Genomic DNA, 12,946 nt, shown 5'->3' on the forward strand with positions numbered 1-12,946 from the left:
CTGTTAAATATTGCGGCACTGGCTGTGTTGATTCTGTTCGGATGCCATAATCCATTCATGTTTAATCAATCTACATTGGTTCTTGGGTATCTGCTGCTATATGGTTATGATGTTACGGGAAAAAGCTATCAGATGCGATTAGTCGGAATGGCTTTAGGTGCAGCACTTACCTGCTTCGTATTTTATCGAAATCATAAAAACAGAACTTATAAAAGAAATCTGAAAGATCTGATACAAGAATTTGATATCACTTCTTCCAGAACAAAATGGCAGATATGTCAGATTTTATGCGTACCGATTGTCCTTTGCATTGCAGAACTTTGTAATATGCCACGTGCAATGTGGGCTGGTATTGCGGCCATGTCCGCGATTTTGCCGTTTATGGAAGATATGCACTACAGAGTCCGTAAAAGGATTGTCGGAAATATTGCAGGTGTTATATGTTTTACAGTATTATATTTTCTGCTTCCTTCGTCAATCTATGCATATATAGGAATTCTTGGTGGAATCGGTGTAGGATTTTCAGCACAATATGGCTGGCAGGCAGTATTTAACACATTTGGTGCTTTAGCCATTGCTGCAGAGACTTATGGACTACAAGGAGCGGTTAGTCTTAGAGTGATTCAAAATGTTTTTGGTGTTGTGTTTGCTTTAGCATTTTGTGTTATATTTTATTGGTTTATGTCTAAAAAAAAGAAAAGTGAGATGACCGTACATGCAGAGTGAAGTGAATCAGGAAGAAAATTTGAATAGAATTATTACGGTTCCTAATCTTCTTTCTTTTTTTCGGCTTTGTCTGATTCCGGTAATTATATGGAGTTATTGTGTAAAGAAAAATCCTCTGTTAGCTGGTGAAATCTTATTGCTGTCTGGTCTTACGGATCTTGCTGATGGATATATCGCAAGAAGATTCCATAGGATTAGTAATTTAGGAAAAATACTTGATCCGGTGGCTGATAAGCTGACACAGGCAGAGATGTTAATCTGTCTGTTTACTCGTTTTCCGCATGTGCTTCTTTTAATCGTAATAATGGCAGGTAAGGAGCTGTATATGGTAGTCAGTGGATGTCTTGTGATACGAAAGACAGGAAAAGTACATGGTGCAGACTGGCATGGAAAGATAGTAACCTTTTTATTATATGGAACTGCAGCGGTGCATATTATATGGTTCCACATTACACCGATGGTATCAGATCTGTTGATTGGTTTGTGCGCTATAATGATGGTCATATCGGTCGCTCTGTATATTATCCAGAATACCAGGACTCTTAAGGAAGAGACTGTATAAGCAATTTTATATTACAATGACTAGAAAAATATTTAGGAAGATAAGCGGGAATCCTCGGTAATTCAATTGCCGAGATGAAAGCGTAAACTGTGCATATCTGCACATTATAAGTAAAATATATTTATTTTTTTACTAAAAAATGCTGTATCCAGCTTTATTAAAAAAGAAAATATGTTCGGCATTTTATTGTGATATTCTTAATACTATGCTATACTATATGTATGAAGGAGAATCTTATACATTACCGCACTTGTGTGTGCAATATTAATTACCATATGGTATGGTCAGTGAAATACTGGCGGAAGATATTGAATGCGGAGATTGAAGCATATCTTCAGGAGCTGGTGCAGGAGATCGCAGCGGATAAAGGTTTTACCGTCCATTTGTTTGAATGCGGGGAAGGAGACCATGTGCACTGTTTTGTGTCTGCTCCTCCCAAATTATCCATAACTGCGATCGTGAAATATCTGAAAGGGATCACCGGCAGGAAATTATTCGAACGTTTTCCGGAAATAAGAGAACAGCTTTGGAAAGGAGAGCTGTGGAACCATTCCTATTATGTGGAAACGGTCGGGTCTGTGTCGGAAGAAAACATCCGCAGATATATTGAGCATCAGAGTAAAGTTTATTGAGATCATAGAGGTGGGAAATGCTGCTGTCAAAGAAAACATCCATAAAGGTCAGTCAGGAATATGCAAACGTCATCGGACATATGTGTTATGCGGCATCCAAGCTCTGGAATGTCTGTAATTACGAACGTCAGCATTACAAAGAAATGGGAATGGAGAAATACCCGGACTGGTATTATCAGAAAAAATCCCATAGAGAGGATCTGTGGTATAAACAGCTTCCATCTCAGACAGCCCAGGAAGTCTGCAAGCTGCTGGATAAAGCATGGAAATCTTTTTACGCCTTGAAAAGATCCGGAGGGATTGAGAATCCCAGACCACCGCGGTTTAAACAGGAAAGTATCCCCATTACCTATATGCAGATGGGAATTGTACATGAATGGGACACAGAAAAAGTCCGTCTGTCCCTTCCAAAAGCATTAAAAAGATATATGGAAGAAACGTATCAGATCCATGAGAACTTTCTTTATCTTGAAAATAAGATTTTCAGGGGCATGGATCAGATCAAACAGTTGCGGATCTACCCACCGGAAAAAGGTGAATGTAAAGTTATTGTTGTTTATGAGATTTCAGAGAGGGAAGAACTTTCGCAGAATGGACACTATCTGTCAGTTGATCTGGGACTTCATAATCTTATGACATGCTATGATTCCGGGAATGGGAATACATTTATCCTGGGCAGAAGATATCTTGCATTGGAAAGATATTTTCATAAAGAGATTGCAAGGGTGCAGGCACAATGGTATGGACAGCAGTCTGTGAAGGAAATAAAACATCCAGTCACATCAAAACATATTCGCAGATTATATCAGAAAAAGCAGAACTCGGTAACGGATTATTTGCACAAGATCACAAGATACTTTGCAAAATACTGCCGTGAACAGGGAATTACCTGTGTTGTGGCAGGGGATATCCGGAATATCCGGAAAGGAAAAGACCTGGGACACAGAACAAACCAGAAGTTCCACAATCTGCCGTATAACAGGCTCTATAGCATGATGGAATATAAGCTTAAGATGTACGGGATCCGTTTTGTAAGACAGGAAGAAAGCTATACCAGCCAGTGCAGTCCGCTGTCACCAGAGGTGGAAAAAAGATATGCACAGCCATGCAACCGAAAACAAAGGGGACTGTACAGGGACAGAAACCGGAAGTATAACGCAGATGCTGTAGGTGCATATAACATCCTGAGAAAATATCTCTCCGTATCCGGAGAGAAAAAGGAACTGTCCGTAACCGGACTAAAAACGCCAGAAATAATAAAAGTAGCTGTATAGCTCTAAAGAGCAAACAGTAGTGGTGTCATGGACGCACCCTGAAAAGGCGGTATCCCGCCTTAATTCAGATGCTCTGGTAACTCAGTTGCCGAGTAGTTCACTAGTCGGTTTTCAGCTTTCAACTTCTCAATATCTGATAATTGAGAAATCGCTTTGTTCTTACCTCGTCGATCATATAATCCTTCGATTCCTTTATCTTTATATTTTCTAACCCATGCATAAACTTGTCCGTAGGAGCAACCATATTTATTCGCTGTAGAAGAATAATTACATCCCGTGTTCAAGGCTTTGCGGTATTTTTTGGATTTCAATGTGTCAAACTCCCGTGTTTATGAAAGTTGTGTTTTTCTTGGCAATATGTTACAATTACTCCATATAAATTTATAACTTTTCTGGACAGAAAGTAAAAGGGGAACGTCATGAAGTGTATTAAAACAACGGACGCGGTAGGACATGTACTGTGCCATGATATTACCAGAATTGTGAAGGATGTGGTAAAAGATACAGCCTTTCGTAAAGGACATATTGTACAGGAAGAAGATATTCCGGTTTTGCTATCTCTGGGAAAAGACCATCTTTATGTGTGGGAGAAGGATGAAAATACTTTGCATGAAAATGAAGCAGCGCAGATTCTGTGTGATGTGTGCATCAATGAGAATATGCATCCAACGGATGTAAAAGAAGGAAAAATTGAGTTGATTGCAGATTGTGACGGAGTATTTCAGGTGGATGTGCCGAGGCTGGATGCTATTAATGAGATCGATGAGATTATGATTGCCACCCGTCATACAAATTTCCCGGTAAAAAAAGGTGACCGTCTTTTAGGAACCCGTGTGATTCCGCTGGTGATTGCAAAAGAAAAAATGGATTTGGTGAAGAAAACAGCAGGAGAAAAACCGCTGGTATCGCTGGCACCTTATAAGAAACGGAAGGTAGGAATTGTAACCACCGGAAATGAAGTATTTTATGGAAGAATTAAGGATACTTTCACACCGGTAATCATCGAAAAAATGAAATCTTACGGTGCTGAAATTCACGGACATATTCTGTGCAATGATGATATGGAAAAAATCACTGCCGCTATTATGAAATTAAAAGAAGAAGGGGCAGATCTGATTGTCTGTACCGGTGGTATGAGCGTGGATCCAGATGATAAGACACCGGGCGCGATCAAAAATACAGGAGCGAGAATCGTATCTTATGGTGCTCCGGTACTTCCGGGAGCGATGTTCCTGTTATCCTATCTGGAAGATGGCACACCGGTAATGGGACTGCCGGGATGTGTGATGTATGCAAAAGCCACCGTATTTGATCTTGTTCTGCCACGTATTATCGCAGGTATAGAAGTGACAAAAAAAGATCTGGCACATATGGGAAATGGCGGATTCTGTCTTGGTTGCAAAGAATGTCATTATCCGAACTGCAGCTTTGGAAAGGGCGTATAAGAGCAGGACAGGAGGAATAAGCATGGAAAAGCTTACGGTAGAGTAGGCACTGGAAGCACTGCTGGAACATACAAAAGTAATAGAGGAAACGGAAACTGTACCACTTTTGCAGGCATGTGGAAGAGTGTTGGCAAAGGATATGATTGCAGGATTTGATAACCCGCCGTTTGACAGATCAACTGTGGATGGTTATGCCTGCAAAGCGGAGGATATAACGGATGCATCAGAAAGTCATCCGGTACAGTTGACGGTATTGGAAGAGATTGATGCGGGGCAGTATTCCAGAGTCACAGTGGAAAAGGGGCAGGCGGTTCGGATTATGACAGGCGCAGCTATTCCGAAAGGCTGTGACTGCTGTGTCCGTCAGGAGGATACAGATTATGGAGAAGAGACTGTCAGAATCTTCCGTCCGACCGGACAGTGGCAGAATTACTGTTATCAGGGAGAGAATTTTAAAAATGGAACGGTTCTTTTGAAAAAGGGTGACAAAATCGGATTTATTGAAGCAGGTATACTGGCCAGTATGGGAGTCATAAAAGTGAAGGTTTATCGTCGGGTAAGAGTAGCTGTTCTGACTACCGGAGATGAAGTAATGGCACCCGGAAAAAGATTGATTCCGGGGAAGATTTATGATTGTAATCAGGGACTTCTGGCGGCTCGCATGAAAGAATTTGGTGCAGAACTGGTGGAAGTGGCAGCCATAGAGGATCGCCCGCAGGCTATGACAGCAGCAGGCGAAGTCATGGCTCTGGACTGGGAAATTACATTGCAGTGTGATACCACAGGAAAAGAAGACGCCAGCAGTGTAGGAGTGCGAAGTCACTTTATACATCCGGTACTACCGGAAGCAGATGGCACAACGAAAAACGTATTTCCATGTAAAGTGGAAAGAGTGATTGAGGACGTGTTTTCGTATATCTTGATCGTATCTACGAAAGAAGAAGCCAGGATTCGCGTAGATGTGACGAAAGAACAATGGCAGCAGTACCAAAAGCATATTTCTGGAAATAAGATATGGATTGGGATAGATGAAAAAGATGTGATGTTATTAAAATAAATGAAAGAATCACCGTATCAAGGTTGAGGTAATCTATGATACGGTGATTCTTTCGTGAAAAATGCGAAAAAGCTTTCAATATCCAGTTCCGGTGGTTTAATATGCGGTTGTCAAACATTATTTCGTAAATACTTTCATTCGATCCCTTCTGGCTGCACAGATCAGGGTCAGGTGATATTTTTTTGCAAGATCAATTGCTTCAGAAGTAGGAGAAGCCTTGCTGGAGAGAATTGGAATCCCTGCATGGATGACCTTTAAAGTCATATCAGTAGGTATTCTGCCGCTGGAATATACCATACATTGATGCAGGTCAATATTGTGCCGCAGAGCGTAGCCGATCACTTTATCCAAAGCATTGTGCCGTCCGATATCTTCGCAGGAAAACAGAATGTGATCTTTTTGAGCGAGAATGCAGCTATGTGTGGCAAAGGTAATGCCATGGAGAGGAGAACCATCCGCAAAGGCATCCGCCATATGAAAGATCCATTCTGGTTTCCAGAAAATCGGTGTAAGTGACTGCGGCTCTTTGGATGTAACAAAGTAATCATTTAAAATATGATTGCCGGTACAGCAGGTAGGAGTTACTTCTACAAAGGCATCCGATGAGGATTGTGTGCTGTGTGCCGAATTTTTTAAATAGACTTTTGCACGTTTTCCATATTCACAGATATAGATATGATCTACATCTTCGGAAGACGTGATGATTTGTTCTGTCAGCAATCTTCCAAGAACCAGTTCAGTCAGATGCTGGGGCAGGCAAACAAGTTTCATAGTCAGATGATCATTTATATAGACATCCATCATATGTTTGTTCAATACTTCTTCTTGTTCCGTACGGGATTCTCCATTTCTTCCGATATATTGATATGTTTTTGTCTCTAGCAGAGACAGATTTTGTTATTGTTCGTTAATATACATAATTTCTCCAATTGAAAAAACAATTCTTTTATCATGTTTACTATGTGTTATACTAGATTTAGTATAACGGACATCTCTTTATTTCGAAAGAGTGAATTGAGGGATGAAGGAGGAAATAAAATGGGAAAGATTATGGCGGTAAATATCAGTGAGAAGAAAGGTACACAGAAAAAGAATGTACATAGTGCCAGACTGATGGAAGAATTTGGAATCGAGAAGGACGCCCATGCCGGCAAGTGGCATCGCCAGGTGAGTCTTCTTTCTTATGAAAAAATAGAAGAATTCAAGGCAAAGGGAGCACCGATCGAAGACGGAGCATTTGGAGAAAACCTGATTGTAAGTGGATACGATCTGAAGGCATTGCCGGTTGGCACCAGACTTCGCAGCGGAGAGGTATTATTAGAAGTGACACAGATCGGGAAAAAATGTCATAGTGGATGTGAGATTTATAAAATTATGGGTGACTGTATTATGCCAAGAGAAGGTATCTTTACCAGAGTACTTCATGGTGGCGTATTGACAGAAGGCGATGAAATTGTGATAGAGAAGGCAACAGGTGAGGCAGATGGAGGCGCTTACTGGTGTGAATGTGGCACTTTTGACAATTTATGACATGTGTAAGGCAATTGACAAGTCCATGGAGCTGACGGACATTCATCTGGTAGAAAAAAGCGGAGGAAAAAGCGGGTTATATCGAAACCCGAAAGAATAGTATGAAGGATAGATTTGGAAGAGAGATTGACTATCTGCGGATATCCATTACAGATCGATGTAATCTCAGGTGCGTCTATTGTATGCCGGAAAATGGAGTTGTGCAGATCCCGCATGAAGAAATTCTGACTTATGATGAGATTACCAGAATCAGCAGATGTATGACTGGTTTAGATATACGTAAGATCAAACTGACCGGAGGAGAACCGTTAATTAGAAAGAATTGTGCCACACTGGTTCGAATGTTAAAAGAACTTCCTGGCATCGAAAAAGTGACATTAACGACCAATGGTGTATTGCTCGAAGAACAGATAGCAGATCTGGCAGAAGCGGGGCTTGATGATATAAATATCAGTCTGGATACTTTAAATGCAGCAGAGTTTGCAAAGGTAACCAGGAGAGAAAGTCTGGATCGGGTGCTGGAGGGAATCCAGGCGGCATTACAGTATCCGCAGATTGGATTGAAGATTAATTGTGTGCCGGTAGTGGAAGAGCAGGAAAATCTGGTATCGATAGCGAGACTTGCAAAGCAATATCCGATTCATGTTCGTTTCATTGAAATGATGCCGATTGGATATGGAAAGGATTTTCAGTTTCGGGGAGAAAGTGAAATATGCGAAATATTAGAGAAAGCATATGGAAGAATGACTCCAATAAAAGAACGATATGGGAATGGACCGTGTCATTATTATAAAATAGAAGAATTTCAGGGTAAAATAGGATTTATCAGTGCGATGACGCATAAGTTTTGCGACCAGTGTAATCGTGTGCGTATGACAGCAGAAGGATTTTTAAAAGCCTGTCTGCAATATCAGACTGGAACGGATTTGAAGAATTTGATGCGTTCAGGATGCACAGATGATGAACTGACAGAGGCAATACAGAAAGTAATATGGGAAAAACCGGTCAGTCATCATTTTACATCGGAAGAGATTGAGACAGATGAATGTAAATTAATGTCCCAGATAGGAGGATAAGGAATTATGAAAGCTGCGATTATCACATCCAGTGATTCTGGATATGCAGGAGAGAGAGAAGATAAAAGTGGCTCGGTAATCCAGGAAATTTTGGAAGCGAACGATTACGAAGTGGTGCATACCATTCTTTTGCCGGATGACAGAAAGATGCTGGCAGATGAGATGGCTCGTATAGCAGATGAGGGAATAGCAGAGCTGATTGTAACTACGGGTGGAACCGGATTTTCGCCGAGAGACTGTATGCCGGAGGCAACAAAGGATATTATAGAACGTGAAGTGCCGGGGATTCCGGAAGCAATGAGAGCATATAGTATGACGATTACACCAAGAGCTATGCTCAGTCGTGCAGCAGCAGGTATTCGAAAAGGAACACTGATCGTGAATCTGCCGGGAAGCCCGAAAGCAGTCAGAGAAAGTCTGGAATATATTATTCCAGCGCTGGAACATGGATTACAGATCCTGACCGGGGAGGCAACGAACTGTGCCAGAAAATAATCGGAAAATGCAGACTGATATATCTGAATTAGAAAACGGTCAGTTGGCAGAACAGCAATTGCCATCAGATTTTACGCTGGTAGTCCTGGCAGGTGGTGCCAGCAGCCATATGGGAAGGGAGAAGTCAGATCTGCTTTTAGATGGACAGACATTTTTGGAGATACAGATCGGAAAAGGATGTCAGTTGGGAGCAAAACAGATCTTAATTTCTGGATATCGTGGAACACAGTGAGGGGAAGAGATTGTGCCGGATCGAATTTCCGGTCAGGGTCCACTTGGCGGCCTGGAGAGCTGTTTTCGAAGGGCAAAGACAGAAAAATGCCTGGTGCTGGGGGTAGATACGCCGCTGGTACCTGTGGAAGAACTTCAAAATCTGTTGAAGTTCGCAATGGAAAAAGCCGACCAACCGGTGACTATGCTGTGTCATAATGGAAAAGAAGAATCGCTGATAGCGGTATATGATGCCAGACTTTATAAAGAGATCACAGATTTTCTGGCATCAGATGCATCCGACTATCTCAACGGAGCAATCATTCCGGTGGATGAAGGGTATCTCGTAAAATAGCATAATACAGAAGGCGTATAGGATTATGAAAGGCTTTCGATTAGGTTTTAAATGATTTTTCGGATAATAGCACTTCCATGCAGATCGCATACAGGATCTGCAAACAGGTGGTGTTTCAGGCAGAATTCGTCTACAGCTTTGTTACATCCGGAAAACTGGGTACTGTATACGTCATGGATCAGGAGAACTCCGCCGATAGACAGACGTTCATAAAACAGAGGTAATGCAGCAGCAGTTGGAGCATAGAGATCTGCATCTAATGATACGAAACAGAAAGTTTCATCGGTAATATCGGAAAAAGTATCCGGAAACCATCCTTTATGGATGATCACATGTGATGGATCAGGCATGATGCGAAGAACAGAGTCTACATCTGTAGAAGAAAAGTCACCTGTTTTAGCGCGAGACAGATGCCTGGAGGTTTCTACGGCAATATCTTTTTCTGAAAAGCCTTCAAAAGTATCAAAAAGATGTATTTTTCGATCCGGAAAGGCCGTACTGATCAGGCAAGAAAAATCACCCTGGAAAACACCAAGTTCTGCCACATCTCCAGGGATATTTTGTTGATGTATCTGTTCGGCTAAAAGGCGCATAACCGCAACCCGTGCATCGAACATGCGAAGTGCAGAAGGATCACAAAATGAACCGTGATAGCCCAAGTGCTCCATCTGCTGCATCATAGAACCACGCCGCTCTTCATCCAATACACCAAGAATAATCAGATCAGGAAGAAGAGCAGCGGCCTTTGATGGAGAACAGATTGGGATATTACCAATAAATTGTCCATGTTTGCGCGGATCATTATCGGCAAAGCACATGATCTGATAGGAATTTCCAAGAAGTCGGGCAGTCATCTGCCCAATCTGTCCGGCACCGAATATAATAGTTTTGTAGACATGTTTTGTCATCATTTCATAGCAGCCTTTCTTTCAGCTCGAACCTGAATCATTTGTCCTGTGATAGATATTGCGATTTCAGCAGGTGTTTCTGCTTTAATATTAAGTCCCACAGGCGTGATAATACGGTCTAATTCTCGCTCATCGATTCCATACTCTTCTACGAGACGATGAAATACACCAGCTCTTTTGGCGAGACTTCCAATGACGCCGATATAGCATGCAGGTGTGGCAAGAAGTTGTGCCTGCACAATCGTATCATAGGCATGACCTCGTGTCATGACACAGCAATAATCAGCATCTGTGATAGAAATGCTCTGATCCAGATGATCAAAATCGCAAAGGATTGTCTCCGCTGCATCCGGGAAAAGAGCAGGATCTGTAAATTCCGGACGGTCATCCAGAACGATGCAGTGAAAGTCAACACTTGCAAGTATTGGTACCAGCTTTTGTGAAACATGCCCGCCTCCAAATACATAGACAGTTCCGGATGTACCGATTTGTTCTGTAAACAGGTCACAGGTTTCATTGCGATGACGGCATGGTCTTGCAGATAAGGAAGATAAGATGGAAGAAGGAACATCAGCATTTCCAGTCAATCCATAGGATGCACTGTAAAGACTCATACCGGATGTAGCATGAAGATCACAGATCAGCCAGAAATCTTTTCGTTCTTTATATAATGTTTCAGCAGTTACTGCAAGTTCCATAATAATAGGGTCATTATGGTCCAGATACTGGAAAAATACGGTAACATCACCACCACAAATCATACCGATATTCTCAACATCTTTGCGATTCAACCGGAATTCATGTTCACAGGATTCTTTCTTTTCAAGAATATCAAGCGCCATAAGCTCTGCACGATATTCGACAGAACCTCCGCCTATGGTTCCGGCAACTCGGCCTTTTTTTCCAACCAACATACGGGAACCGGCACCTCTTGGCGTTGATCCTGAGGAAGCAACGATGGATGCAAGCACAAGGTCGTTTTCTTTTTGAAATTCTTGTTGTATGATCTGAAATAAAGTTCTCATATATAAAACAACTCCTGTAATTTTCTATAAGTCATATCGTCATGTGACAGATGGTCTGTATCATATTTTGCAGATCAAGAGCCTGTTTAAGCTGTCGTTCATGAGATTTCAAAGCTTCGGGACTGTTACACTTACACAGACTGTCCGCAAATCGTTTTTCGATGGTTACACGTTCGGTTTCCTGAATCAGTTTATCTGATAAAAAGACGATAGCCGCTTCATTCAGAAGTGTCTTCTGTAAACCATGATGTTGTGAAATAATCTGACTGATTTCAGTATAGCCTAATTGTAAGAAAAGATCACCACCTGTTTTGGTGTGATGTTTTTGAAGTCTGGCAATATCGTGAAGGAGTGCTCCGGAGCGAATCAGTTTTTTATTAAAAAAGTAACCATGAGATTCCAGCAGATCGCAGAAATGGCAAGCCAATTCAGTCACTGCATCACTGTGCGCTTGTACATGATGAGGAAGAGACACCGAATCGCGAAGCATCCGGCATAGTTCGTCATGCAAGTCAGGATGAGGCAGCAGGTAAGTCGAATCAGATAAGGCAACATGATCGTTATCGTCTGCGTTCAGATGATAATAGGAACCACATGGAAGACGAAAATACTGTCTGGCATGCTGTTTTGAATCAAGCAAATACAGATAAGAAGAAATTACATCTGTATGAGCAACAATCGCAATATCACCCTCAGAAGAACGAAGAATCTCATAAATTGCCTGCGAAAAACGCATGCCAGATGCGAAAGGAGTTTCTGCTCCTGGAATCGGGTAATCAGGATTCATTCCACGTGCTTCATATATGTCCGGCCATCTTTTGCGTATCTCATCAAATGAAAGACCATCCCATTCTCCCAGATTTCGTTCTGTTAAATCTGAGATAGTGATATGTGGAAGATCAGGTGTGATATGTGCAGCCGTTTCCATAGCTCTTGACAAAGGACTGCAGTAAACAGCAGTTATTTTATCATCCAGTTCTCCGTGAAGAAGGACTGACTGCAGATGTCCAAGCATAGATAAAGAAAAATCAGTCTGACCGATACAGTAAGAATGTTCATCTGGATATTGTGGTTTTCCGTGTCGAATAAGATAAAGATTACGCATTGAAAAATCCTCTGAAACACTTTTCAAATATTGCTTCGGAACAGGTACGTGTTTCCTCTGAAAAACGGGCATATCGCTTCAAAAATTCTTCTCCGTATGGTGTCAGCTCACTGTGACTGCCCTTTACACCGCCCTGACTTCGAATAATCAGCGGTTCATGAAGCTGAGATTCTAATGTATGGATCAGATTCCAGCTGGTGGAGTAGGAAATGTGCATGCGTTCGCAGGCATCACGAACAGATCCTGTTTCATGAATCAGTGTAAGCAGCGAATAAAGCTGTTCATCAAAGAAGACCTTTTCCCGTGCCAGCTGAATCTGAATCTCTGAACGGATCAGACTTTGATTGTGTGCACGAAGAAGTTCTGCATAATCCTCTGGTGTATCCGCATCATGAATGATTCCAAGATCTTCTACATTTAAACAATACATGGGAGTTCCACAATGTTCTACAGCACCCTTCAGACCAGTGTTTCCATCATTGCTTAAAATGGACTCAATTAATGAGGAACGAATCAGGATCGGATGACCTGGAGTTCCGTTACAGA

General features: G+C 41.7%; 15 protein-coding genes and 3 pseudogenes. 12 read left to right on the top strand and 6 right to left on the bottom strand.

Annotated features, from left to right (window positions below):
• The 4 genes from AB5026_RS16210 to AB5026_RS16225 form a co-directional block, all read left to right on the top strand.
• Window positions 1-726, top strand: a 726-nt coding sequence (locus AB5026_RS16210) for an FUSC family protein (RefSeq protein WP_368213842.1), incomplete at its 5' end; no start/stop codon positions are given.
• On the top strand, window positions 716-1,288 hold the full coding sequence (locus AB5026_RS16215; protein WP_368213843.1) for a CDP-alcohol phosphatidyltransferase family protein: 573 nt from the start codon (window positions 716-718) through the stop codon (window positions 1,286-1,288). The genes AB5026_RS16210 and AB5026_RS16215, both read left to right, overlap by 11 nt.
• 215 nt (window positions 1,289-1,503) lie before the next feature.
• The gene (gene tnpA / locus AB5026_RS16220; protein WP_110103580.1) at window positions 1,504-1,920 is read left to right on the top strand and encodes an IS200/IS605 family transposase; all 417 of its coding nucleotides are present in this window, start codon (window positions 1,504-1,506) and stop codon (window positions 1,918-1,920) included.
• Between the two features lie 17 nt (window positions 1,921-1,937).
• Window positions 1,938-3,194 (top strand): RNA-guided endonuclease TnpB family protein, encoded by a 1,257-nt coding sequence (locus AB5026_RS16225; protein ID WP_015526510.1) that lies wholly within the window; start codon window positions 1,938-1,940, stop codon window positions 3,192-3,194.
• A gap of 59 nt (window positions 3,195-3,253) precedes the next feature.
• Here the strand turns inward: AB5026_RS16225 and AB5026_RS16230 are convergent, their stop codons facing one another.
• Entirely contained in the window at window positions 3,254-3,505 is a 252-nt protein-coding gene (locus AB5026_RS16230; RefSeq protein ID WP_368213845.1) for a helix-turn-helix domain-containing protein, read from the bottom strand.
• 108 nt (window positions 3,506-3,613) lie between these two features.
• On the opposite strand from AB5026_RS16230, the gene AB5026_RS16235 reads away from it, so the two are divergent.
• A complete protein-coding gene (locus tag AB5026_RS16235) occupies window positions 3,614-4,639 on the top strand; it encodes a molybdopterin-binding protein (RefSeq protein ID WP_021650138.1) in 1,026 nt (341 codons plus the stop codon).
• A 58-nt stretch (window positions 4,640-4,697) separates the two neighbouring features.
• On the top strand, window positions 4,698-5,696 hold the full coding sequence (locus AB5026_RS16240; RefSeq protein ID WP_291543180.1) for a molybdopterin molybdotransferase MoeA: 999 nt from the start codon (window positions 4,698-4,700) through the stop codon (window positions 5,694-5,696).
• 117 nt (window positions 5,697-5,813) lie between these two features.
• On the opposite strand, the gene fdhD is transcribed toward AB5026_RS16240, so the two are convergent.
• The gene (gene fdhD / locus AB5026_RS16245; RefSeq protein ID WP_368213847.1) at window positions 5,814-6,512 is read right to left on the bottom strand and encodes a formate dehydrogenase accessory sulfurtransferase FdhD; all 699 of its coding nucleotides are present in this window, start codon (window positions 6,510-6,512) and stop codon (window positions 5,814-5,816) included.
• 222 nt (window positions 6,513-6,734) lie between these two features.
• Here fdhD and AB5026_RS16250 point away from each other — a divergent pair, with 222 nt between their 5' ends.
• From AB5026_RS16250 to AB5026_RS16275, 6 genes and pseudogenes are all read left to right on the top strand, one after another.
• Window positions 6,735-7,226 carry an MOSC domain-containing protein gene (locus AB5026_RS16250; protein ID WP_368213849.1) on the top strand — a complete coding sequence of 164 codons (492 nt, stop codon included), beginning with the start codon at window positions 6,735-6,737 and terminating at the stop codon, window positions 7,224-7,226.
• Window positions 7,177-7,326: pseudogene (locus tag AB5026_RS16255) on the top strand (cyclic pyranopterin monophosphate synthase MoaC); the annotation flags it as partial. The gene AB5026_RS16250 and the pseudogene AB5026_RS16255, both read left to right, overlap by 50 nt.
• Window position 7,327: 1 nt before the next feature.
• Window positions 7,328-8,302, top strand: a complete 975-nt coding sequence (moaA, locus tag AB5026_RS16260) for a GTP 3',8-cyclase MoaA (protein WP_118609148.1) — start codon at window positions 7,328-7,330, stop codon at window positions 8,300-8,302.
• Between the two features lie 6 nt (window positions 8,303-8,308).
• Window positions 8,309-8,797 (top strand): molybdenum cofactor biosynthesis protein B, encoded by a 489-nt coding sequence (locus AB5026_RS16265; protein WP_021976150.1) that lies wholly within the window; start codon window positions 8,309-8,311, stop codon window positions 8,795-8,797.
• A 7-nt stretch (window positions 8,798-8,804) separates the two neighbouring features.
• Window positions 8,805-9,284, top strand: a pseudogene (locus tag AB5026_RS16270) (molybdenum cofactor guanylyltransferase); the annotation flags it as partial.
• A gap of 3 nt (window positions 9,285-9,287) precedes the next feature.
• Window positions 9,288-9,362, top strand: a pseudogene (locus tag AB5026_RS16275) (2-deoxy-D-gluconate 3-dehydrogenase); the annotation flags it as partial.
• A gap of 47 nt (window positions 9,363-9,409) precedes the next feature.
• On the opposite strand, the gene AB5026_RS16280 reads toward AB5026_RS16275, so the two are convergent.
• From AB5026_RS16280 to AB5026_RS16295, 4 genes are all read right to left on the bottom strand, one after another.
• A complete protein-coding gene (locus AB5026_RS16280) occupies window positions 9,410-10,273 on the bottom strand; it encodes a TylF/MycF/NovP-related O-methyltransferase (protein WP_092071089.1) in 864 nt (287 codons plus the stop codon).
• A complete protein-coding gene (locus tag AB5026_RS16285; protein ID WP_092071085.1) occupies window positions 10,270-11,295 on the bottom strand; it encodes an XdhC family protein in 1,026 nt (341 codons plus the stop codon). The genes AB5026_RS16280 and AB5026_RS16285 overlap by 4 nt, the downstream gene beginning before the upstream one ends.
• A gap of 31 nt (window positions 11,296-11,326) precedes the next feature.
• Window positions 11,327-12,400 (bottom strand): histidine phosphatase family protein, encoded by a 1,074-nt coding sequence (locus AB5026_RS16290; protein WP_161209219.1) that lies wholly within the window; start codon window positions 12,398-12,400, stop codon window positions 11,327-11,329.
• Window positions 12,393-12,946: LysR family transcriptional regulator (locus AB5026_RS16295; RefSeq protein ID WP_368213852.1), on the bottom strand; the 554-nt coding region annotated here is incomplete at its 5' end. The genes AB5026_RS16290 and AB5026_RS16295, both read right to left, overlap by 8 nt.

It is taken from the genome of Blautia sp. RTP21359st1_E11_RTP21359_211015 (assembly GCF_040910705.1).
GTDB lineage: Bacteria > Bacillota > Clostridia > Lachnospirales > Lachnospiraceae > Blautia_A > Blautia_A fusiformis.

Coding starts and splice junctions, on each gene's coding strand:
- AB5026_RS16215 (WP_368213843.1), top strand. CDS start 716: ATGCAGAGTGAAGTGAATCAGGAAGAAAATTTGAATAGAATTATTACG.
- AB5026_RS16225 (WP_015526510.1), top strand. CDS start 1,938: ATGCTGCTGTCAAAGAAAACATCCATAAAGGTCAGTCAGGAATATGCA.
- AB5026_RS16235 (WP_021650138.1), top strand. CDS start 3,614: ATGAAGTGTATTAAAACAACGGACGCGGTAGGACATGTACTGTGCCAT.
- AB5026_RS16250 (WP_368213849.1), top strand. CDS start 6,735: ATGGGAAAGATTATGGCGGTAAATATCAGTGAGAAGAAAGGTACACAG.
- moaA (WP_118609148.1), top strand. CDS start 7,328: ATGAAGGATAGATTTGGAAGAGAGATTGACTATCTGCGGATATCCATT.
- AB5026_RS16265 (WP_021976150.1), top strand. CDS start 8,309: ATGAAAGCTGCGATTATCACATCCAGTGATTCTGGATATGCAGGAGAG.
- AB5026_RS16280 (WP_092071089.1), bottom strand. CDS start 10,273: ATGATGACAAAACATGTCTACAAAACTATTATATTCGGTGCCGGACAG.
- AB5026_RS16285 (WP_092071085.1), bottom strand. CDS start 11,295: ATGAGAACTTTATTTCAGATCATACAACAAGAATTTCAAAAAGAAAAC.
- AB5026_RS16290 (WP_161209219.1), bottom strand. CDS start 12,400: ATGCGTAATCTTTATCTTATTCGACACGGAAAACCACAATATCCAGAT.